The following is a 20,022-nucleotide window of genomic DNA, read 5'->3' as shown; positions in this document are numbered from 1 at the left end:
TCACAATGACTATGGACAGCACCGTACTGGGCACGGGAACGACCGGAGACCGCGCCTGCTACCCCCTCGACCCGCTGTCGGGAGCCGAGATCGAGGCAGCAGCGGCCGTCGTCAAGGAGTCGCAGTACGCTACTCCCACACTGAAATTCGTGATGATCCAGCTCGCCGAACCGGACAAGAACGCGCAATTGAGCTTCGAGTCGATAAGCGATGTGCCCCGGCGCGCGTTCATCACGATGTACGACGGCGCGGCGAAGATGATCTACGAGTCGGTGGTCGACATCGGTGCCCGGGTGGTCGAATCGTGGAAGGCGATCCCGGGCCGGTTCCCCTCGTATCTGGTCGAACACATGACCGGCGTGGAAGAGGTGGTCCGCGCCGACCCGCGGTGGCAGGAGGCTATGCGCAAGCGCGGGATCACCGATTTCGACCTCGCGATGATCGACCCGTGGCCCGCCGGCTATTACGGGGCCCAGGACCACTACGACAACTCGCCGCTGATCTGCCGGCCGTTGACGTTCATGCGGGCCGCGCCCTCCGAGCACGGCTACGCCCGGCCGGTCGAGGGCATGATCGTCACCTTCGACCTCGACGCGATGAAGGTCCTCGATGTCGAAGACCACGGCGTGGTACCGCTGCCCCCGAAGGCCGGCAACTACTCCGCGCAGTACATGTTCGACGAGGACAACCGGCCGGCGTTCAGCCAGTTCCGCGACGACGTCAAGACCATCGAGATCACCCAGCCCGACGGGCCGAGCTTCACCGTCGACGGCTGGAAGGTCCAGTGGCAGAAGTGGTCTCTACGGGTGGGGTTCAACCCTCGCGAGGGGTTGACCCTGCATGAGATCACGTACAACGATCGCGGCACCGTGCGGCCCATCATGTACCGGGCCGCGCTCTCGGAGATGGTGGTGCCCTACGGGGACACCTCGCCGACGCACTGGAACAAGAACGTGTTCGACATGGGCGAGGTCGGGATGGGGTTCTCGGCGAACCCGCTCACCCTGGGCTGTGACTGCCTGGGCGAGATCTTCTACTTCGACGGCACCGTGCACGACTCGGACGGCAACGCGGTCATCATCCCCAACGCGATCTGCATGCACGAGGAGGACTACGGGATCTCCTGGAAGCACACCGATTTTCGGACCGGCGAGGTGGAGGTGCGCCGGTCGCGTCGGTTGGTGATCTCGATGATCTGCACGGTCGGCAACTACGAGTATGGGTTCTTCTGGTACCTCTACAACGACGCGTCGATCGAGATGGAGGTCAAGCTCTCCGGTGTGTTGACGACGGGCTCCATTCCCGAGGGGGAGGTGCCGCGGTGGGGCAAGCTGGTCGCGCCCGGCATCTACGGGCCCAACCATCAGCACTTCTTCAACTTCCGCCTGGACATGAGCATCGACGGGCCGAAGAACAGTGTCTACGAGGTGGATTCGGTCGTCGAGCCCGAGGCCGACCTGAATCCGCACCACAACGCCTGGATCGCCAAGGACACCCTGGTGGCCTCGGAGGCGCAGGGGGCGCGGGACTGGAACTGGTCGACCGGCCGGTACTGGAAAGTCACCAATCCGAACAAGGTCAACGAGCTTGGCGCCCAGGTGGGCTACAAGCTGATGCCGCGTGACCCGGTTCCGGTGATGGTGCAGGAGGGCTCCTACATCTACGACCGGGCCCGGTTCGTCCAACACAACCTGTGGGTGACCAAGTACGACCCGGCGGAGAAGTTCGCCGCCGGCGACTACATGTACCAGTGCGCTGAGGCCCAGGGCCTGCCCGAGTACATCGCCGACGACGCACCGTTGGAGAACACCGACATCGTGTTGTGGTACACCGTCGGCGCGCATCACATCGTATGCCCGGAGGATTGGCCGGTGATGCCCTGCCACTACACCGGATTCAAGATGAAGCCGGTCGGGTTCTTCGATGGCAACCCGGCGCTGGATCTGCCCCCGTCACCGCCGAAGGGCTGCCACAGCCACCACGGCGACATCGCGGGTGGTTGGCAGACCACCGAGCACAGCGAGATCAGAGTCGACTGAGCGCGATCCTCGGGCGCTGCCCGAGCGGAGAGCCGCCCCCGGCATGATGCCGGGGGCGGATTTCGATTGTGGGGCGGGCGGGCGTGTGGGCGGGGCGACCGAACCACCGTCGCAGCGGCGGGACGATCGCCAGCCCCTGATCGCTACGCCGGCACGAGCGGTGGATCGTCCAAATCCGTCTTCTATGGTGCAATCGCTAGACTTGCCGGCGTGACAGGATCCCCTATGATCGGCCGCCCGCTTCGCAGTGATGCCGAACGCAATCGGCGGCGGGTGCTCGCGGCGGCTCGCAGCCTGTTCGCTGAAAAGGGGTTGGAGCCCAACCTCAACGACGTCGCCCATCACGCGGGCGTCGGAGTGGGAACCGTGTACCGCAGGTTCCGGTCCAAGGACGAGCTCTTGGAGGCGATCTTCGTCGACGGCCTCGATCAGCTCACCGACCTGGCGGAGGCGGGTCTGCGTGATCCGGACCCGTGGCGGGGATTCGCCGGGTTCGTCGAGGCCATGTGTGAGTTGACCGCAATCGACCGAGGTCTGCGCGAGATCGCGTTCAGCAAGGCCTACGGCGGCGTCCGGGTCAAGGCGGCCCAGGAGCGGCTGTCGCCTGCGCTCAAGGAGTTGGTCGAGCGGGCCAAGCTCTCCGGCGATCTGCGGCTGGAGATATCCGCGACCGACATGCCGATCTTCGGCCTGCTGGCCGGCACGGTCAGCGAGTTCGCCGGCGACGTCCAGTCGGATCTGTGGCGGCGCTATGTTGGCCTGCTGTTGGACAGTGTCCGCAATAGCGGCGATCATCACCGCCTGGTCGTGCCTGCACTCGACGACGAGCAGATGGGTCTGGCGATGGACACCTGGCAACCAGCGGGGCCGCCGGTCGTCTCGTTCGCCGAATCCGCGGACGCCAATTGATCGAAATATGATGCCGCCAATCATTCTGGGTCGGCGCAGGCGTGGCCTGTCAGAACGCGAGCGCGGTGAGGATGCGGCGGAACTCGCGCCGTTGGTCGGCACTGAGGTCCGCCATCAAACGCTGTTCGGCGGCACGTACCCCGTCCTCGGTGCTCGCCAGCAATGTTGCCCCGGCGCGGGTGAGTTTCGCCGGCAATGAGCGCCCCGAGGCGACGCTGGCCGGCCGGGTCGCCAGTCCGCGTTCCTCGAGGCTGCGCAGCACCATGTTCGTCGCCTGCGGGGAGACGCCGGTGTCGCGGGCCAGTTCGGCGTTGGACCGCTGTGGCGACTTCGACAGCAGGCGCATGCAGATGTATTGCGGGAACGACAGGTCCGCGGATCCCAGCGCCGTGGTGCACACCTCGGCTCGCAGGGCCGTGGTGACCCGGTACAACAGGTAGCCCAGGGGTTCGTCACCGGAAGCAGACATGTCAATTATGTTGAGATATATCAATTGTGTTGATAACCATGGACCATGACTACCCCCGCAGATCTCTTTGAATCGGTCTACCGTGGCGACGCACCGGGGTTCCAGGGTGCCCGCCCGCCGTGGAGTATCGGCGAGCCGCAACCTGAGATCGCGGCGCTGATTGAGCAGGGCAAGTTCCACGGCGACGTCCTGGACGCCGGCTGCGGCGAGGCGGCGGTGTCGCTGTATCTGGCCGAGCGTGGCGTCACCGCCGTCGGTCTGGATCTTTCGCCGACCGCCATCGAACTGGCCCGCGCCGAGGCAGCCCGTCGCGGCCTGTCCAACGTCACTTTCGACGTCGCCGACATCAGTGACTTCGGCGGCTACGACGGGCGGTTCGGCACCATCGTCGACTCCACGCTGTTCCACTCGATGCCGATTGAGGCTCGCGAAGGCTATCTGCGCTCGATCGTGCGTGCGGCGGCACCCGGGGCGTCTTACTACGTGCTGGTCTTCGACTCGGCGGGCATCCCGGCCGCCGGCCCGGCGAACCCGGTCACCGCCGACGAGTTGCGTGCCGCGGTCGAACCGTACTGGGTGATCGACGAGATCCGGCCGGCGCGCATCCACGCCAACGTCCCCGCCGACTCGCCCATGCTGGAAGCTCTAGCCGGACGCGACATCCGTGACGAGCCCGGCGGCCGCAAGTCGATGCCGGCCTGGCTGTTGTCCGCTCACCTGGGCTGAAGCCGTCGGCGCGGCGGCGCGGCATGTCGTACGCTCACCGCCATGGAACTACTACGCAACGTAGTTGTACTGGTCCACATCGTCGGCTTCGCCACCACGTTCGGGGCCTGGGTGGCCGAGGCGGCCGCCCGCCGGTTCCGCACCACCCGGGTCATGGACTACGGGCTGCTCGTCTCGCTGATCAGCGGGCTCGCCCTGGCCGCCCCATGGCCGGCCGGCGTCGTCCTGAACTATCCGAAGATCGGCGTCAAGCTCGCCATCCTGGTGATCATCGGCGGTCTGCTGGGGATCGGCAATGCCCGCCAGCGGCGCACCGGCGAGCCCGTCGCTCGCCCGGTGTTCGCCGCGGTGGGGCTGTTGTCTCTGACTGCCGCCGGGATCGCCGTGCTGTGGTGAGCACGAATGCGCTCCAACCCGGGAAATCGCCGGCCGCGGCGATGAGGCAGGATGGAAGTGCCGTCCCGAACGTCGCCGGGATGGCACTCTCATGCCAGGAGTCTGACTAATCCGAGGAGTCTGATGGGGGAGTCATCCGGTCCCAACGGGGATGAGCCGTCGGCGACGCCCGCTGCGGATCTGCGCGGAAACTATTCGCGGGTGTTGTTGAAGCTCGGTGGCGAGATGTTCGGTGGCGGGTCGGTGGGCCTGGATCCCGACGTCGTCGCCCAGGTGGCGCGCCAGATCGCCGAGGTGGTGCGCAGCGGTGTGCAGGTCGCCGTCGTGATCGGCGGTGGGAACTTCTTCCGCGGCGCCCAGCTGCAGCAGCGGGGCATGGAGCGCACCCGTTCGGACTATATGGGCATGCTGGGCACCGTGATGAATAGCCTTGCGCTGCAAGACTTCCTGGAGAAGGAAGGCATAGTCACCAGAGTGCAGACCGCCATCACCATGGGCCAGGTCGCCGAGCCCTACATTCCGTTGCGCGCCGTCCGGCATCTGGAGAAAGGCCGGGTGGTCATCTTCGGCGCCGGCATGGGGCTGCCGTACTTCTCCACCGACACCACCGCCGCGCAGCGTGCCCTGGAGATCGGCGCCGACGTGGTGTTGATGGCCAAGGCGGTGGACGGCATCTTCACCGACGATCCGCGGGAGAACCCGGACGCCGAGATGCTCACCGAGGTCACCCACCGCGAGGTCATCGACCGCGGACTGCGAGTTGCCGACGCCACGGCATTCAGCCTGTGCATGGACAACGGCATGCCGATCCTGGTTTTCAACCTGCTGACGAACGGGAATATCGCCCGGGCAGTCGCAGGTGAGAAGATCGGGACATTGGTCACCACCTGAGGGAGGACCCAAGCACATGATTGACGAGGCGCTCTTCGACGCCGAAGAGAAGATGGAGAAGGCTGTCGCGGTCGCCCGCGACGATTTGTCGTCCATCCGTACCGGCCGGGCCAACCCCGGCATGTTCGCGCGCGTCGTGGTGGACTACTACGGTTCGGCGACCCCGATCACGCAGCTGTCGAGCATCAACGTCCCCGAGGCGCGGATGGTGGTCATCAAGCCCTACGAGGCTTCGCAGCTCAAGGCGATCGAGGATGCGATCCGCAACTCCGATCTGGGCGTGAACCCCACCAACGACGGCAACATCATCCGCGTGTCGATCCCGCAGCTCACCGAGGAGCGCCGCCGCGACCTGGTCAAGCAGGCCAAGGCCAAGGGCGAGGACGCCAAGGTTTCGGTCCGCAACATCCGACGCAAGGCGATGGAGGAGCTGGCCCGAATCAAGAAGGACGGCGACGCCGGCGAGGACGACGTCAGCCGGGCGGAGAAGGACCTCGACAAGTCCACCCACCAGTACACCGCTCAGATCGACGAATTGGTCAAGCACAAAGAAGGCGAGCTGCTGGAGGTCTGACGACCGCTCAGCAACCATCGCCCGTGGCAGATACCGAGTCCGGCGCTCCCGACTTCCGGGCGGCGGAGAAGAAGACCTCACGAGCCGGTCGCGATCTGCCCGCCGCGATCGCCGTCGGCGCCGTCTTGGGCGCAATGGCGATTGGCAGCCTGTTGTTCGCGCCGAAATGGTGGTTCCCGCTGCTCGCGACCGCCATCGCGATCGCCACCCACGAGGTGGTGCGCCGGTTGCGCGAGCACGGCTACGCACTGCCCGTCGTGCCGCTTCTGCTCGGTGGCCAGGCGATGATCTGGCTGGCCTGGCCCTGGGGTGTGGCCGGCACCCTCGGCGCCTACGGCGGAACCATCGTGGTGTCGATGGTGTGGCGCCTGCTCGGTCAGGGCCTGCGCGAGCAGCCCGTCAACTACCTTCACGACATCGCCGCGACGGTGCTGCTGGCCACCTGGGTACCGCTGTTCGCGAGTTTCACCGCACTGTTGATCTTCCAGGACAACGGCGGAGCCCGGGTGTTCACCGTCATCGCGACCGTCGTCTTCGCCGACATCGGCGGTTACATCGCCGGCGTGCTGTTCGGCAAGCATCTGCTGGCCCCGGCTATCAGCCCGAAGAAATCTTGGGAGGGCCTGGGTGGTTCGTTGCTGTTCGGCATCACCGCTGCTGTGTTGTCGGTGACATTCCTGCTGCACAAGCCGGCCTGGGTGGGCCTGCCCCTCGGGCTGATGCTGGTGATTACCGGCGTCCTGGGTGATCTGGTCGAATCGCAGGTCAAGAGGGACATGGGCATCAAGGACATGGGCACACTGCTGCCGGGCCACGGCGGCATCATGGACCGCATCGACGCGATGCTGCCCTCGGCCGTCGCCGGCTGGATCGTGCTGACGCTGCTGGCCTGAGCTGGTCGGGTCCGGTCGAGCCTGTGGTCAGCGATACTGGACGTGATGAAACAGGAACTCGTCTTCGAGGCACCCCGGCGCGCGCTGCCGCCGCGCCATCTTGCTGACCTCGACGCCGAGGGCCGTGCGGCCGCGGTGGCCGCGCTCGGCCTGCCCGCGTTCCGGGCCAAGCAACTCGCGCAGCAGTACTACGGTCGGTTGCTCGCCGATCCGCAACAGATGACCGATCTGCCCGTGGCGGTGCGCGACGCCGTCGCCGACGCGCTGTTCCCGAAGCTGCTGTCGGTGGCGCGCGAGATCGACTGCGATGCCGGGGAGACCCGCAAGACGCTATGGCGCGCGCACGACGGGACGACCTTCGAATCGGTGCTGATGCGCTACCCGAATCGCAACACGGTGTGCATCTCGTCGCAGGCCGGCTGCGGGATGGCCTGCCCGTTCTGCGCCACCGGGCAGGGCGGTCTGACCCGGAATCTGAGCACAGCCGAGATTCTCGAACAGGTGCGTGCCGCGGCGGTCACCTTGCGCGACGGCTTCGGTGATCGCCTCTCGAATGTGGTGTTCATGGGGATGGGTGAGCCGCTAGCCAACTACGGACGGGTGCTCGCCGCGGTCCGGCGGATCACCGCAGCCCCGCCGGAGGGGTTCGGGATATCGGCCCGGTCGGTGACGGTGTCGACGGTCGGGCTGGCGCCGGCGATCCGCAAACTGGCCGACGAGCACCTGGGCGTCACGCTGGCGTTGTCGCTGCACACCCCCGACGACGAGCTGCGCGACACGCTGGTGCCGGTCAACAACCGCTGGAAGGTCAGCGAGGTCCTCGAGGCCGCCCGATACTACGCGGACTCGACCGGTCGCCGGGTGTCCATCGAGTACGCGCTGATTCGCGACGTCAACGACCAGGGGTGGCGGGCCGATCTGCTGGGTAAGAAGCTGCACCGGGCGCTTGGGCCGCTGGTGCACGTGAATCTGATTCCGCTCAACCCGACACCGGGAAGCGAATGGGATGCCAGCCCCAAGCCCGTCGAACGTGACTTCGTGCGCCGCGTACGCGCGGCAGGAGTCTCGTGCACGGTGCGCGACACCCGCGGGCGTGAGATCGCGGCGGCGTGCGGCCAGCTTGCGGCCAGTAGTTGATTTCGCCGAACCCGACGATTCGCAGAAGAAGTGCGAGCAAATCGCGACAAAACGTCGAAGTCGGCGCAGAACCGGCTAGCGCAGCCAGCCGCGGCGGCGGCCCCACCAGTCGCGGATGATCACGCCGGCAACCAGGACCGCGAAGACGATCAGCACGTAGTCCTCGACGTGGCCCACGTGGTTGCCCCGCAGCATCGCCAGCAGGAACACCACGACGAAGATGCCGGCCGCGTACCAGGTGCGGTAGTTGATCTTGCTCCAACCCCAGGCAGCAGAAGGCACGTCGGCGGGGTCGACTTCCGTGTAACGCTCCACCTCGGTACTCACCATTGCGGCTCCTGTCGAAAGATCGGCAACTCGGGTCATTCTGGCACATCGGCCCGGCGTGGGCTCAGCCGATCCGGCCGTAGCGTCGCAGCGCTTCGACGCGCTCGGCGGCGTGATCGACGACGGGATCGGGGTACCCCGCCGGCCGGCCACCCTTGAGCTTGTGCACGTCGGCGACATCGGCCAGCTCCGCCACCCACCGCCGCACGTAATGACCGTCGGGGTCGAACTTCTCGCCCTGCGCCGTCGGGTTGAACACCCGGAAATACGGCGCCGCGTCGGTCCCCGACCCCGCGCACCACTGCCAGCCGTGCTGGTTGTTCGCCACATCACCGTCGACCAGCTGGTCGAGGAACCAGCGCGCGCCCCACTGCCAGGGCAAATGCAGATCCTTGACCAGGAACGAGGCGACGATCATCCGCACCCTGTTGTGCATGAAGCCGGTCTCGCGCAGCTGGCGCATGCCGGCGTCGACGATTGGAAATCCGGTGCGGCCCTGTTTCCAAGCCTCGAAGGCCGCGGTGGCGGCCTCGTCGGTGTCGACCTCGATCGCGTCGTAGCGGCGATTCCAGTTCCACCACGCGCTGTCCGGCCACTCCCGCAGCACGTCGGCATAGAAGTCGCGGAAGGCGAGCTCCCGCAGATAGGCGTCGGGCCCGGAGGCACGGAAATTCAAATCGGCCGCCATGGTGCGGGGGTGGATGGCACCGAACTTGAGGTGAGCCGACATCCGGCTGGTCCCGGGCTTGTCGGGACGGTTGCGGTCCTCGGCGTAGTCGGCCAAGCCGGACTCGACGAAGTCGGCCCACTGGCGCAATGCCGCCGGCTCGCCGGCGTCGATGTCGAGCGTCGCCCCCGGGTCGGGCGGGTCCACCCGCGTGATCGACGCGGGTAGGTCCGCCGGGTCGATCCAGTTCACCGCCGCCTTGGCCGATGCCGCGGGCGCCCGCCAGCCGAGCTCGCGCCACCTGGCCAGATACGGCGTGAACACCTTGTACGGCGTCCCGTCGTCCTTCGTGACCCGGCCCGGCGACACCAGATACGGCGAGCCGGTGGGCTGCAACGTCACGGCGGCGTCGGCCAACGCAGCGGCCACCGCCTCGTCGCGCCGCACGCCGAACGGGCTGAAATCGGCCGAGACATGCACGGCCTGCGCGTCGACGGCCCGGCACAGTGCGGGAATCCGCTCTTCCGGGCGCCCCCTGGTGATCAGCAACCGGCCGTCGAGTGCACCGGACACCGCACGCAGCGCGTCGCCGAGGTACTGCAGCCGGCGCGGGCCGGCGGATTTCTCCAGCCGTGGATCCAGCACGAAGCACGCCAGCACCTCGGCACCGCCGGCGGCGGCCTCCAGCAGCGGCGGCAGGTCGGTCAGCCGCAGATCGCGGCGAAACCACAGCAGTGTGGACGGCATGGTTCCATGCTGCCTTGTCGCGGGCGAGTCCGACCCCGGGGAAAGCGGGCGCGATGCCGCGTGCCGGGCCGGCACGGCCGGCGCCTGCCAGAATGCAGCCATGACCGACGGCCCCGTGCAGTATCCCCGCGACATGGTCGGCTATGGGCCCCACCCGCCGAATCCGCAGTGGCCCGGTGAGGCCAACATCGCCGTACAGTTCGTCCTCAACTACGAGGAAGGTGCCGAGAACACCGTCCTGCACGGTGACCCGGCATCGGAGATCTTCCTATCGGAAATCTCTGGTGCCCAACCATTCCCGAACCGTCACATGAGCATGGAATCGCTCTACGAGTACGGCTCCCGGGCCGGCCTGTGGCGAGTGCTGCGGGTCTTCGACCGGAGGGGCCTGCCGCTGACCGTCTTCGGCGTCGCGATGGCGCTGGCCCGCAACCCCGAGGCGGTCGCGGCCTTCGCCGCTCGTCGTGACGAGATCGCCTGTCACGGCCTGCGCTGGATCAGCTACCAGACGGTCGAGCCGGACGTCGAGCGCGCGCACCTGGCCGAGGCGGTGCGGGTGCTCACCGAGCTGACGGGCTCGGCGCCGGTGGGCTGGTACACCGGCCGTGACTCGCCGCAGACCCGCCAACTGGTGGTCGAGCACGGCGGCTTTCTCTACGACTCCGACTCCTATGCCGACGACCTGCCGTACTGGACACGAGTCGACGGCACTGACCACCTGGTGGTCCCGTACGCGCTGGACACCAATGACATGCGCTTCGTCATCCCTGGCGGGTTCCCTTCTGGGGAGCAGTTTTTCGCCCACCTGCGTGACGCTTTCGACGTGTTGTACGCCGAGGGCGCCGCGGGTGCCCCGAAGATGCTGTCGATCGGACTGCACTGCCGGCTGGCCGGGCGCCCGGGCCGCACCGCCGCGCTGGAACGCTTCCTGGACCACGTGCAGTCCCACGACAAGGTGTGGATCACCCGCCGGGTGGACATCGCCCGGCACTGGATCGAGCGGTTCCCACCGCCGGCTCGATAATCGCCGCGGCGCAATGTCGAGGTAACAGCAGTCCATTACATTCGGCGGCACGACGATCACCGAAGGGCGGCACCTAGGACCGTGGCCGACGATTCGCGGGGCCAGCAGGCGAGCGGCTCGGGCGCCCGTGCGCCCCGGATCGTCGTGTTCGCGCTCTACGACAAGGTGACCTTGCAAGACGTAGCCGCGCCGCTGGAAATCTTCGCGCGCGCCAACGACTTCGGCGCGAACTACACGGTCCTGCTGGCCTCGCCAACGGGTGCGCGCGTGGGCACGACCGCCTACGCGAAACTGGACGTGGACGTGTCGCTGGCCGAGGCGCCCGCGACGATCGACACGCTGGTGGTGCCCGGTGGGGTGCCCGCCGATTTCGCGTTCACGCCGGGTGTCCACGACATCCCCGAAGAACCGACCCCCGACACCGTCCCGGATGCCGTGGAGATGGTGCGCCGGCTGGCGCCCCGGGCCCGCCGGGTCGCCTCGGTGTGCACCGGGGCGTTCATCCTCGCCAATCTCGGGATGCTGGAGGGCCGTCGGGCCACCACGCACTGGGCGCACTGCCAAACCTTGGCCCGCCGGTATCCGGGGGTGCAGGTCGACCCGGACTCGCTGTTCGTCCAGGACGGTCCCTTCGTCACCGGTGCCGGCATCACCGCAGGCATCGACTTGGCGCTTGCCATGGTCGAAAGCGACTACGGCCCCGCTGTGGCGCGCCGGGTGGCGCGGTGGATGGTGGTGTTCCTGCAACGGCCCGGCGGGCAGGCTCAGTTCAGCGTGTGGGCCGACTCGGCACCGCCGGCGTCGGGTGGGTTGCGCGAGATCACCGATGCGGTGATCGCCGATCCGGGCGCCGACCACTCGATCGCGGCGATGGCGGTGCGCGCCGCGGTCAGTGAGCGACATCTGGTGCGGATGTTTCGTGACCAGGTCGGGATGACCCCGGCCCGGTTCGTCGAGGCGGCCCGTCTGGAAGCCGCCAAGGTCCTGCTGGCGACGGCTGACCACAGCCAGGACACCGTGGCACGGATGGCGGGATTCGGGACCCCCGACACGATGCGGCGCACCTTCCGGCGCAACCTCGGGGTGTCACCCGGCGTATACCGAAACCGCTTCCGCACCACCGGTATCGGCGCCTAGAACCCGAGGTGGATTCCGGGTGGTGCGTGCCCGGTACGTCGCCAGATGATCCCGCACCCGCGCCCCGTACCGCAGACCACTGCGGCGGGCGGCGGCGTGGAACGACTCTCCGGCCAGCACCAGGCCGACGGCGTTCTCCAGCCGCACCTCGTGGACATACTGGCGCAGCGTCACCCCGACCTGCGACTTGAACAACCGGGCCAGATGCCGAGGGCTCAGACCGAGTTGCGCTGCCACAGTGTCTAGTTCGTAGTCGCCGGCCGGGTCGGCGTTCACCGTGGCCGTCAACCGCTCCAGCCCGGGATGTTTGGGCCGCGGGGTCCGGGCGGCCACCGAGATCTGCGGATGACCCTCCAGACGCCGGCTGAGCACCACCAGGTCCTTGGCGATCGCGGCCGCGACGTCGCTGCCGTAATCGTCGGCGACCAATGCCAGCGCCAGATCGACACCCGCCGCGCCTCCTGCCGACGTCCATAGCTCGCCGTCGCGGGTGTACACCGATTCGCGGTCCACGATCGTCGACGGGTGCTCAGCGGCCAAGGTGTCCAGATGTCGCCAGTGGGTGGTGGCCCGGCAACCGTCGAGCAGACCCGCCGCGGCGAGCGCGAACGTGCCGGTGCCGACCGAGGCGATGCGTCGCGCGGCTGACGCCCGCGTGCGGACCAGATGCCGCAGAGCGGCCGGGACACCGACGGCGACGAAGCTCTCGGCGCCCGGAATCAGCAGTGTGTCAGGGCATTCCGTCAGCTCGGCCACTGGGGCCACGTCGAGCGAAACGCCCGAGGAACACCCGACCGTGCGGGAATCTCCGCAGGAGTGCAGTGCGACGGAGTATTCGCAGCCGAGATTGGCTGCCACCTCGAATACTTCCAGCGCGCCGGTGAGGTCGAACATCCGAACGCCGTCGGACACCAGCACCACCACCGGCCGGGCGGCACGCTGAGTGGGACGACGCATTCCCAGAGCGTCGCGGTGCTCGGCCGGCCGGCGCGCGGCGATGTCCGGAATTTCGCCCGATCTGTCCGTGTCGGTCCGCCCCCGCGAGGTGATGGCTTGTTCTGCGCGCGACGTGTCCACATCCGTGCGTGTTCGAAAACCATGATTTACCAAGAGGAAACACCATCCGGTCAACGTTGGCCAGTGTCGTTCGAATATCAACGCCGGAGACCGGCCGCGGCCAGCCGCGGACACAGGAGGTGCAAGGGTATGGATTCACGGACTGCGCTGACGTTGAGCATCGGTGTGCTCGGCGGGATCGCGGTGGCGTTCACGGCCACCGTGATCACCGTTCCGATCTGGGTGGTGTTCCTGGCGTGGGGGTCGTTCTTCTTCGTCGGCGGGGGCCCGGCCGGCTGGTTGCGTTCGGTGCTGTCGAACCTGGTGGGGGTCGTCATCGCCTGCGCCAGCCTGTATGCGGCCTATCTGCTCGGCGGCTCACTGACCGCCACGTCGATCGCCGTGGGCGTGGGCAGCGCGCTCATGGTGCAGGCGTCCTGGATCGGGCTGCTGTCCACCACGCCGGCGGTGGTGGTGGGGTTCGCCTCGACGGTCTCCACGGTCGCGGGAACTGGACAGCTGATCACCGCGACCAGTATTTCGCACCCGGGCCTGGTCGCCGCGTGCGCATGTGTGCTCGGTGCGACGTTCGGGATCGTCTCGGAATACCTCGCCAATGTCATAACCAGGACGGCCCCGGCGGGCCGTCCCGATACGGAAGGTGCGACGGCATGAAGTTGCAGCACTACCTCGGCGGACTCGAGGGACTGCCCGAGCCGCTGACGCTCGAGACGCGGGTCTTCGTCGAAGAATGGGAGAAGCGGATCTTCGGGATCCACGTTGCCATGATGGGGTTGAGCAACCACCTCGGTGAGGCACTGCCGGCGTATCCGATCGCGCAGGTGCCCACGAACTTCTCCGACGAGTGGACATGGGCGTCGTTGCGAACGGGTGCCGAGGCCATGAATCCGTTCGACTACTTCAAGTTCCGCTACTACGAGAAGTGGCTCGGTGGGATCACCCAGTTCTTCCTCGACAAGGGCTATCTGTCCGAGGAGGAGATCGCGGCCCGCCTCGGCGCGGCCGAGCCCAGCCGTGATGGCAGCGAAGGCGGTGACCCCGCGATCGACGACCAGGTGATCGACTACCTACGGCGTGGCGACAGCCCGCGCCGCGACGTGGCACATCCGACGTTCTCGGTCGGTGAACAGGTTCGTATTACCGACGTCCCAGCCGGTGCGCACACCAGGTTGCCCGGCTATCTGCGGGGCCGGACTGGGACGGTGCAGCGGGTGTTCGAGGGCGATTACGGCTACTTCGTCCACACCGGTGACGGCATCGGCGACCCGATGCCGATCTACATCGTCGAATTCACACCGGCCGAGCTGTGGGGGGTGCGTGCCGAGCCCGGCGCTAACACCCTCTACGCCGAGCTGTTCGAGGCCTATCTCCAACCCGTCGAGGAGGATCAGTGAGTGAACAATTCGCCTACCCGGCCGACCGGGAGCGCTCCAGCGCGGACCGGGTCGCCGCACTGGAGCGCCTGCTGATCGAGAAGGGCGTCATCACCGGCCAGACGGTGGACAAGGTGCTGGCGTACTTCGAGTCCGAGATGACACCGCTGAACGGCAAGAAGATCGTCGTGAAGGCCTGGACCGACCCGGATTTCGCCGCCCGCGTCGTCGCCGACACACCCGCCGCGCTCGCCGAGTTGGATCTGCCCGAGGGGATGGCGGGAGCCGAAGGCGAGCATCTGCAAGCCGTCGCCAACGCTCCGGGAATCCACAATCTGGTGATCTGCACGCTGTGCTCGTGCTTCCCGTGGCCGGTGCTTGGCCTGCCCCCGTACTGGTACAAGGACCCGGTGTTCCGATCGCGAGCGGCGCGGGAACCGCGTACCGTGCTCGCCGAGGTCGGAGTCGAGCTGCCCGAGGATACCGAGATCAAGGTCTGGGACTCCAGCGGTCACTCCCGTTGGTTCGTGATCCCCGAGCGTCCCAGTGGCACGGAGGGTTTCACCGACGAACAGCTGATGGATCTGGTCACCACCGAATCGATGATGGGCGTGGCGAAAGCGGGGCAGCCGGCATGAAACTGCACGCAACCTGCACCACCGACCAGGCCGCTCCGTCATTCGACCAGGAATGGCAGCGCCGGGCCTTCGGGCTGGCCCTGGCACTGTCGGAATTCGGCCACTATCCGTGGAGTGAATTCCAGCAGAGTCTCATCGACACGATCGGAGCCTGGGAAGCCGCCCCGGACAACGCGCGCGGTGATTGGCAGTACTACGACCACTGGCTGGCAGCCCTCGATCATGTCGTCGAACAACACCATTTGCTGACCGCGCCCGTGCTGACCGACGACGGTGACCACGCCGACCGTGGCAACCGTGCCATCCACGCCGCCGAACACGACCACTGACCGAAAGGATCCACAATGCACATCGAGCCGGGAATCGTCGAAGGACCCAAGATCGTCCTGAGTTACCTCACCGCCGGCGGTGCCGGCGCATACCTGCTGAGCGTGGCGGTCAAGCATGTCAAGGAACGGGGTGCGGCATCGCTGATGGTCGGTGCGACGGCGTCGACGGCGCTGGTGTTCGTCTTCTTCCAGGTGTTCCCCCACGTGGCGGTGGGTGTCTCCGAAGTGCACCTGATCCTCGGCTCCACGTTGTTCCTGCTGTTCGGGGCCGCCCCGGCGGCGGTCGGGCTCGCCCTTGGCCTGCTGGTCCAGGGAATGTTCTTCGCCCCCTTCGACCTTCCGCAATACGGCATGAACGTCACCACCTTGTTGGTGCCGCTGTTCGCGCTGCGGTACGTCGCGGGCAGGATCATCGCGCCGCAGACCCGCTACGTCGACCTGACCTACCGCCAGGCGCTGACGCTGTCCACCACCTACCAGGCCGGAATCGTGTCCTGGGTGACGTTCTGGGCGATCTACGGTGAAGGCTTCTCCGCCCACACGATCGCCAGCGTCGCGACCTTCGGGGTTGCCTACATGTCGGTGATCGTCCTGGAGCCGCTGGCCGACCTCGCCGTCCTGGCGGCAGCCAAGGCCGGGCAACGCGTGCGCAACGGTGCGTGGCTGGAGCCGCGACTGTTCAACCCCGCCTGACGACCCGCTGACGCCGAAAGGCCGCCTCCTGCACCAGGACGCGGCCTTTCGTGCGTGCCGGCTACTGGGCCGGCGGCATGAGCACGGTGTCGATGAGATACACCGTGGCATTGGCGGTCTTGACGCCGCCGCACACGACGTTGGCCCCGTTGACCTGAAGGTGGTTCCCGGAACCGGTGACCGTCAGATCCGCGCCCTGCACGGTTTTGTGCGTGCCGACCACCTGGGCGGGGCTCGCCTGACCGGGCACCACGTGATAGGTCAGGATCGAGGTCAGCAAATCCGAGTTGGTCTTCAGCGCCTCGATGGTCGCCGGATCGATCTTCGCGAACGCAGCGTCGGTGGGAGCGAACACGGTGAATTCACCGCCATTGAGGGTGTCCACCAGGTTGACGTTCGGGTTGAGCTTGCCCGACACCGCGGCGGTGAGCGTCGTCAGCAGCGGGTTGTTAGACGCTGCCACCGCCACCGGCGACATCGCCATCCCCGCGACCGAGCCGGGACCGGTCGGTACCTGTTCGGCGTAGGCCGCGCAGCCGGGTCCGACCAGGCTGGAGCCGTGGTCGTCGGCTACGGCGGTGGGGCTGACCGCCAGCGACATGCCGAGGGCCGCGGCCGCGGCGAGTCCGGCCATCGCACTTACCTTCTGGTGCTTCCTCGTGATCATTGTGTATTCCTCTCGGGAGAGTGTGTGCGAAAATTGGTTGCGACAAAGGGTTTTGGCGCGTGAGGGTATTGGCTCGGGACTACTGGGCCGGCGGCATCAGCACGGTGTCGATCATGTACACCGTCGCGTTGGCGGTCTTGACGCCGCCGCACACCACGCCGGCGCCGTTGACCTTGAGGCCGTCGCCGGATCCGGTGACGGTCAGGCTCGCACCCTGAACGGTCTTGTGCTCTCCGGCGACCTGCGCGGGAGCGGCCTGACCGGGAACCACGTGGTAGGTCAGGATCGAGGTCAGTAGATCGGAATCGGTCTTGAGCTTGTCTATGGTGGCGGAATCGATTTTCGCGAAGGCCTCGTCGGTGGGTGCGAAGACCGTGAACTGGCCGCCGTCGAGGGTCTTGACCAGGTTGACGTCCGGGTTGAGCTGGCCCGAGAGGGCCGACGTCAGGGTGGTCAGCATGGGGTTGTTGGCGGCCGCCACCGTCACCGGGGCCATCGCCATGCCGGAGACCGAGCCGGGGCCGGTGGGTACCTTTTCGGCGTACGCCGCGCAACCCGCACCGACGAGGTCACCGGCCGGAGCCGCCGCGGCAGACGTGGTGGTCATCGCCGACGACGTGGCGCTCGCCTGCGTCGACGAGGTCTCCGAACTTGCGGTGGTGCTGGTCGACGAACACGCCGAAAGCACAACGGCGGCCAGGGCAACTCCGGTTGCCGTCAGTGCTGTGCGGTGAACTCCCATGGTGACTCCCTTGTCTGTCGTGGACCGACCGCGTCTTGATCGGGATTGCACAAGGGATTCGGCGTGCGGGCCCGGATGGACTGGTCCGGGACCGGCCAGGTCACAAACGCGTCACAACTGGGGTGGGCCGGCGGCGGAGCCCGGCCCGCGGGCCGGGCCGGCTGCGGAGGACCGAGACGGCGCGAGCCACCCCGACGCCGACCACGACCGAGGCGAGAACACCGGCCAGGGGATGGCCGAACAAGGGATAGACCTGGAAGTGGGTCAGATAGATGAACAACGAGGCATCGGCGACCACCCCCGCGGCGCGCGTCAGCGCGGCGGGAAACGGCAGCGCGGGCACCCAGATCAGCAGCATGATGCCGGCACCGACGAGGGCCTCACGGTGGCCGTTGCCGAAGTATCCCGTCACCGCGACGAGCAGCACGGCGCTCACCACCCCCCGCTGCCACAGCGCGGTGGCCTTGGCCGCGGCCCACCCGGCGGCGAAGAACCAGAACGCCAGTACCGTGAACCACGCCTCGTGACCCAGGCCGAACCCGGGCAGGTCGTAACGCACGGCCAGGCCGATCGCCAGAAACGCCGCCGCGAACCCGAACGGGTAGCGGCGTTCCAGCCGATCAGACAGGGGCAGCCAGCAGATTGCGGTCAGCGCCACCAGAATCCACACCACTACCTCGACGAACCACAGTCGGCCCGCGGTCATGCTGTCATCCGGGCCCAGAACTTTCTGCAGCAGCACCAGATTCGTCGGCGCATAGTCATCGGTAACCACGAGTGCGAAGGCGATCCAGGCGATCGACGGGACGGCGATCCACGCGATCGTGTCGACCAGGTGCCGCACCCGCTGGCGCCGCGACGGGCTTGCCAGGCAGAACCTGCCGAAGTTGTAACCGGCGACGGCCAGCAGGATGTGAGCACCGCCCCACAGCTCGAACAGTCCCGCGTGCGAGCCCACGATCAGCACGATGGCCGCCGCCCGCAACGCCACGCTGGTCTCCAGCAGCGCACCCCAGCGCGGGCCGGAAGGCCGGCCGAGCGACTCCAACTCGGCGATGGTGCGGTTCTGCCAATCCGACGGCAGGCGGCCCACCAGCCGTTCGAGCCGGATCGACAGAACCACATAGGACAGCGAGTTACCGCCCAGGCTGACGAAGGTGCTGCACGGCGTCAGCGTGTGCTCGTGGACATGCAGCACGTCGGCGAACAATGCGCGCACCCCGCCGGGAGCGGGCGGCTCCCGGTCGGCGACCAGGGTGCGCAGGGTGGAGTAGTCGGGTTTTCCCGACGGCAACACCGGCAGCTCCGGCAGTGCCACCGCGCGTACCGCAGCCGCGGGCAGCCCGGCCGCCGCGGCGGCCCGCCGCCGCAGTTCGCCGGCGTCGACGCGGCCCGCGGCGGCGACCACGAGCCGGCCGTCGGCTGCGGTGCACATGGTCTGGGCGCCGGGCTTCTCGACGGCGGACTCCACCCGCTGCAGGTCGATACGCAACCCGTAGAGCTTGACGAACCGGTCGAGCCGGCCGACGACCTGATAGATGTTGTCGCCGAGGTGGCGGGCGACGTCGCCGGTGTGCAGTGCCCCCACGGCGGGACCCGCGGCCAGGTCGGCGAGCGAATGGGCGTAGCCCATCATGACATTGGGCCCGTGGTAGACCAGCTCGCCGACGTCCGGATCGGTGAAGCCCTCCAGCGGCGCCAGCGTGAAGCGGCCTCCCGGTATCGGCCGGCCGATCGCGTCGGGGTGGGTCTCGGCGAGTTCGGGCGGCAGATACGCCATTCGGGCGGTGGCCTCGGTGGCGCCGTACATCACCACGAGGTCGAAACCGCGTTGCGCTCCCAGTCTCGCGTAGCGGCGAACCGACTCCGGGTTCAGGCGTCCGCCGGCCTGGGTGATGCAGCGCAGCGTCGGCAGCTCGAGGGTATCCAGGCCGATCCGGTCGAGAAGTTCGAACGTGTACGGCACGCCGGCGAAGCTGGTCGCGCCGTGGCGAGTGAATAGCGCCCAGAACTCGTCGTCGGCCACCGATCGCTCGGTGAGCACCAACGCGGCGCCTTGCCACAGGTGGCTGTGCACCACCGACAGCCCGTAGCAGTACGACATGGGCAATGTGGTTGCGGCACGGTCATTTTCGGTGATCCCCAGATACTCGGCGATCGCGGCGGTGTTGGACCGCAGATTGTCCGCGGACAGGCGAACCAGCTTGGGGGAGCCAGTACTGCCCGACGTGCTCAGCAGCAGCGTCAGATCGGGGTGCAGGTCGTGGCGGGGTGCTGTCGCCCGGTGTCGCATGGCTCCGGTCGCCTCGACGACCACGTCGGGATCGTAGGTGGCCAGCAGCGCGGTGTGGTCTGCCGTCGGTGGCACCGGCATCACGACATGGCCGGCGCTCAGCGCACCGAGGTAGGCCACCAGGCCGGGTACGGTGTTGCTCGTCTCCAGCAGTACGAGCTTGCGGCCGTCGCCGAGCACCTCGCCCACCGCCGCTGCGCGGTCGGCGAGCTCGCGGTGGGTCAGGGTCTCAGCATCGGTCAGCACGGCGGGACGGTCACCGTAGGCGACCATC

At 67.6% G+C, this 20,022-nt stretch carries 22 protein-coding genes; 15 read left to right on the top strand and 7 right to left on the bottom strand.

Annotated features, from left to right (window positions below; all coding sequences use genetic code 11):
• Window positions 1-5: 5 nt before the first annotated feature.
• A complete protein-coding gene (locus ACXDF8_RS10705) occupies window positions 6-2,039 on the top strand; it encodes a primary-amine oxidase (RefSeq protein WP_457223220.1) in 2,034 nt (677 codons plus the stop codon).
• A 225-nt stretch (window positions 2,040-2,264) separates the two neighbouring features.
• Window positions 2,265-2,948 (top strand): TetR/AcrR family transcriptional regulator, encoded by a 684-nt coding sequence (locus tag ACXDF8_RS10700; RefSeq protein ID WP_457223371.1) that lies wholly within the window; start codon window positions 2,265-2,267, stop codon window positions 2,946-2,948.
• Between the two features lie 49 nt (window positions 2,949-2,997).
• Here the strand turns inward: ACXDF8_RS10700 and ACXDF8_RS10695 are convergent, their stop codons facing one another.
• Window positions 2,998-3,417: a MarR family winged helix-turn-helix transcriptional regulator gene (locus ACXDF8_RS10695; protein ID WP_457223219.1), complete on the bottom strand. Its 420-nt coding sequence runs from the start codon at window positions 3,415-3,417 to the stop codon at window positions 2,998-3,000.
• Between the two features lie 45 nt (window positions 3,418-3,462).
• On the opposite strand from ACXDF8_RS10695, the gene ACXDF8_RS10690 reads away from it, so the two are divergent.
• The 6 genes from ACXDF8_RS10690 to rlmN all read left to right on the top strand — a co-directional run bounded on the left by ACXDF8_RS10690 (window position 3,463) and on the right by rlmN (window position 8,034).
• Window positions 3,463-4,143 (top strand): class I SAM-dependent methyltransferase, encoded by a 681-nt coding sequence (locus ACXDF8_RS10690; protein WP_457223218.1) that lies wholly within the window; start codon window positions 3,463-3,465, stop codon window positions 4,141-4,143.
• 42 nt (window positions 4,144-4,185) lie between these two features.
• Window positions 4,186-4,539, top strand: a complete 354-nt coding sequence (locus ACXDF8_RS10685; RefSeq protein WP_457223217.1) for a Fe-S protein — start codon at window positions 4,186-4,188, stop codon at window positions 4,537-4,539.
• Window positions 4,540-4,662: 123 nt separating this feature from the next.
• Entirely contained in the window at window positions 4,663-5,430 is a 768-nt protein-coding gene (gene pyrH, locus ACXDF8_RS10680; RefSeq protein ID WP_457223216.1) for a UMP kinase, read from the top strand.
• 16 nt (window positions 5,431-5,446) lie between these two features.
• Entirely contained in the window at window positions 5,447-6,004 is a 558-nt protein-coding gene (gene frr / locus ACXDF8_RS10675) for a ribosome recycling factor (protein WP_457223215.1), read from the top strand.
• Window positions 6,005-6,027: 23 nt separating this feature from the next.
• On the top strand, window positions 6,028-6,897 hold the full coding sequence (locus ACXDF8_RS10670) for a phosphatidate cytidylyltransferase (protein ID WP_457223214.1): 870 nt from the start codon (window positions 6,028-6,030) through the stop codon (window positions 6,895-6,897).
• 45 nt (window positions 6,898-6,942) lie between these two features.
• A complete protein-coding gene (gene rlmN, locus ACXDF8_RS10665) occupies window positions 6,943-8,034 on the top strand; it encodes a dual-specificity RNA methyltransferase RlmN (RefSeq protein ID WP_457223213.1) in 1,092 nt (363 codons plus the stop codon).
• A gap of 75 nt (window positions 8,035-8,109) precedes the next feature.
• Here rlmN and ACXDF8_RS10660 read toward each other — a convergent pair whose 3' ends face one another.
• Both ACXDF8_RS10660 and ACXDF8_RS10655 read right to left on the bottom strand, forming a co-directional pair.
• Window positions 8,110-8,364, bottom strand: a complete 255-nt coding sequence (locus ACXDF8_RS10660; RefSeq protein WP_457223212.1) for a DUF2631 domain-containing protein — start codon at window positions 8,362-8,364, stop codon at window positions 8,110-8,112.
• Window positions 8,365-8,425: 61 nt separating this feature from the next.
• On the bottom strand, window positions 8,426-9,775 hold the full coding sequence (locus ACXDF8_RS10655) for a cryptochrome/photolyase family protein (protein ID WP_457223211.1): 1,350 nt from the start codon (window positions 9,773-9,775) through the stop codon (window positions 8,426-8,428).
• Window positions 9,776-9,875: 100 nt separating this feature from the next.
• Here ACXDF8_RS10655 and puuE point away from each other — a divergent pair, with 100 nt between their 5' ends.
• On the top strand, window positions 9,876-10,799 hold the full coding sequence (puuE, locus tag ACXDF8_RS10650; protein WP_457223210.1) for an allantoinase PuuE: 924 nt from the start codon (window positions 9,876-9,878) through the stop codon (window positions 10,797-10,799).
• An 81-nt stretch (window positions 10,800-10,880) separates the two neighbouring features.
• Window positions 10,881-11,936, top strand: a complete 1,056-nt coding sequence (locus tag ACXDF8_RS10645; protein WP_457223209.1) for a GlxA family transcriptional regulator — start codon at window positions 10,881-10,883, stop codon at window positions 11,934-11,936.
• Here ACXDF8_RS10645 and ACXDF8_RS10640 read toward each other — a convergent pair.
• Complete coding sequence (locus ACXDF8_RS10640) at window positions 11,886-12,893, bottom strand: GlxA family transcriptional regulator (RefSeq protein ID WP_457223208.1); 1,008 nt, start codon at window positions 12,891-12,893, stop codon at window positions 11,886-11,888. The two genes, ACXDF8_RS10645 and ACXDF8_RS10640, sit on opposite strands and share 51 nt — an antisense overlap.
• Before the next feature lie 249 nt (window positions 12,894-13,142).
• On the opposite strand from ACXDF8_RS10640, the gene ACXDF8_RS10635 reads away from it, so the two are divergent.
• From ACXDF8_RS10635 to ACXDF8_RS10615, 5 genes are read left to right on the top strand one after another with little or no spacing between them, the layout of a single operon-like run.
• A complete protein-coding gene (locus ACXDF8_RS10635; RefSeq protein ID WP_457223207.1) occupies window positions 13,143-13,667 on the top strand; it encodes a DUF1097 domain-containing protein in 525 nt (174 codons plus the stop codon).
• Complete coding sequence (gene nthB, locus ACXDF8_RS10630) at window positions 13,664-14,407, top strand: nitrile hydratase subunit beta (protein ID WP_457223206.1); 744 nt, start codon at window positions 13,664-13,666, stop codon at window positions 14,405-14,407. Before ACXDF8_RS10635 ends, nthB begins: the two co-directional genes overlap by 4 nt.
• Window positions 14,404-15,024: a nitrile hydratase subunit alpha gene (gene nthA / locus ACXDF8_RS10625; protein ID WP_457223205.1), complete on the top strand. Its 621-nt coding sequence runs from the start codon at window positions 14,404-14,406 to the stop codon at window positions 15,022-15,024. The genes nthB and nthA overlap by 4 nt, the downstream gene beginning before the upstream one ends.
• On the top strand, window positions 15,021-15,353 hold the full coding sequence (locus tag ACXDF8_RS10620) for a nitrile hydratase accessory protein (RefSeq protein ID WP_457223204.1): 333 nt from the start codon (window positions 15,021-15,023) through the stop codon (window positions 15,351-15,353). The genes nthA and ACXDF8_RS10620 overlap by 4 nt, the downstream gene beginning before the upstream one ends.
• Window positions 15,354-15,368: 15 nt before the next feature.
• Entirely contained in the window at window positions 15,369-16,046 is a 678-nt protein-coding gene (locus tag ACXDF8_RS10615) for an energy-coupling factor ABC transporter permease (protein ID WP_457223203.1), read from the top strand.
• A 61-nt stretch (window positions 16,047-16,107) separates the two neighbouring features.
• Here ACXDF8_RS10615 and ACXDF8_RS10610 read toward each other — a convergent pair whose 3' ends face one another.
• The 3 genes from ACXDF8_RS10610 to ACXDF8_RS10600 all read right to left on the bottom strand — a co-directional run bounded on the left by ACXDF8_RS10610 (window position 16,108) and on the right by ACXDF8_RS10600 (window position 20,021).
• Window positions 16,108-16,713, bottom strand: a complete 606-nt coding sequence (locus ACXDF8_RS10610) for a fasciclin domain-containing protein (RefSeq protein ID WP_457223202.1) — start codon at window positions 16,711-16,713, stop codon at window positions 16,108-16,110.
• A 79-nt stretch (window positions 16,714-16,792) separates the two neighbouring features.
• Window positions 16,793-17,455: a fasciclin domain-containing protein gene (locus ACXDF8_RS10605; protein WP_457223201.1), complete on the bottom strand. Its 663-nt coding sequence runs from the start codon at window positions 17,453-17,455 to the stop codon at window positions 16,793-16,795.
• 100 nt (window positions 17,456-17,555) lie between these two features.
• Window positions 17,556-20,021: an AMP-binding protein gene (locus ACXDF8_RS10600; protein ID WP_457223370.1), complete on the bottom strand. Its 2,466-nt coding sequence runs from the start codon at window positions 20,019-20,021 to the stop codon at window positions 17,556-17,558.
• Window position 20,022 lies beyond the last annotated feature (1 nt).

This window comes from Mycolicibacterium sp. CBM1 (genome assembly GCF_054073305.1).
Note: the sequence above shows the minus strand (reverse complement) of the source record. Positions and strands in the feature narration are given on the sequence as shown.

What these genes read in the sequence shown, in the direction of transcription:
- ACXDF8_RS10705 (WP_457223220.1), top strand. Translation starts at nt 6, where the DNA reads ATGACTATGGACAGCACCGTACTGGGCACGGGAACGACCGGAGACCGC.
- ACXDF8_RS10700 (WP_457223371.1), top strand. Translation starts at nt 2,265, where the DNA reads ATGATCGGCCGCCCGCTTCGCAGTGATGCCGAACGCAATCGGCGGCGG.
- ACXDF8_RS10695 (WP_457223219.1), bottom strand. Translation starts at nt 3,417, where the DNA reads ATGTCTGCTTCCGGTGACGAACCCCTGGGCTACCTGTTGTACCGGGTC.
- ACXDF8_RS10690 (WP_457223218.1), top strand. Translation starts at nt 3,463, where the DNA reads ATGACTACCCCCGCAGATCTCTTTGAATCGGTCTACCGTGGCGACGCA.
- ACXDF8_RS10685 (WP_457223217.1), top strand. Translation starts at nt 4,186, where the DNA reads ATGGAACTACTACGCAACGTAGTTGTACTGGTCCACATCGTCGGCTTC.
- pyrH (WP_457223216.1), top strand. Translation starts at nt 4,663, where the DNA reads ATGGGGGAGTCATCCGGTCCCAACGGGGATGAGCCGTCGGCGACGCCC.
- frr (WP_457223215.1), top strand. Translation starts at nt 5,447, where the DNA reads ATGATTGACGAGGCGCTCTTCGACGCCGAAGAGAAGATGGAGAAGGCT.
- rlmN (WP_457223213.1), top strand. Translation starts at nt 6,943, where the DNA reads ATGAAACAGGAACTCGTCTTCGAGGCACCCCGGCGCGCGCTGCCGCCG.
- ACXDF8_RS10660 (WP_457223212.1), bottom strand. Translation starts at nt 8,364, where the DNA reads ATGGTGAGTACCGAGGTGGAGCGTTACACGGAAGTCGACCCCGCCGAC.
- ACXDF8_RS10655 (WP_457223211.1), bottom strand. Translation starts at nt 9,775, where the DNA reads ATGCCGTCCACACTGCTGTGGTTTCGCCGCGATCTGCGGCTGACCGAC.
- puuE (WP_457223210.1), top strand. Translation starts at nt 9,876, where the DNA reads ATGACCGACGGCCCCGTGCAGTATCCCCGCGACATGGTCGGCTATGGG.
- ACXDF8_RS10640 (WP_457223208.1), bottom strand. Translation starts at nt 12,893, where the DNA reads ATGCGTCGTCCCACTCAGCGTGCCGCCCGGCCGGTGGTGGTGCTGGTG.
- ACXDF8_RS10635 (WP_457223207.1), top strand. Translation starts at nt 13,143, where the DNA reads ATGGATTCACGGACTGCGCTGACGTTGAGCATCGGTGTGCTCGGCGGG.
- nthB (WP_457223206.1), top strand. Translation starts at nt 13,664, where the DNA reads ATGAAGTTGCAGCACTACCTCGGCGGACTCGAGGGACTGCCCGAGCCG.
- ACXDF8_RS10620 (WP_457223204.1), top strand. Translation starts at nt 15,021, where the DNA reads ATGAAACTGCACGCAACCTGCACCACCGACCAGGCCGCTCCGTCATTC.
- ACXDF8_RS10615 (WP_457223203.1), top strand. Translation starts at nt 15,369, where the DNA reads ATGCACATCGAGCCGGGAATCGTCGAAGGACCCAAGATCGTCCTGAGT.
- ACXDF8_RS10610 (WP_457223202.1), bottom strand. Translation starts at nt 16,713, where the DNA reads ATGATCACGAGGAAGCACCAGAAGGTAAGTGCGATGGCCGGACTCGCC.
- ACXDF8_RS10605 (WP_457223201.1), bottom strand. Translation starts at nt 17,455, where the DNA reads ATGGGAGTTCACCGCACAGCACTGACGGCAACCGGAGTTGCCCTGGCC.
- ACXDF8_RS10600 (WP_457223370.1), bottom strand. Translation starts at nt 20,021, where the DNA reads ATGGTCGCCTACGGTGACCGTCCCGCCGTGCTGACCGATGCTGAGACC.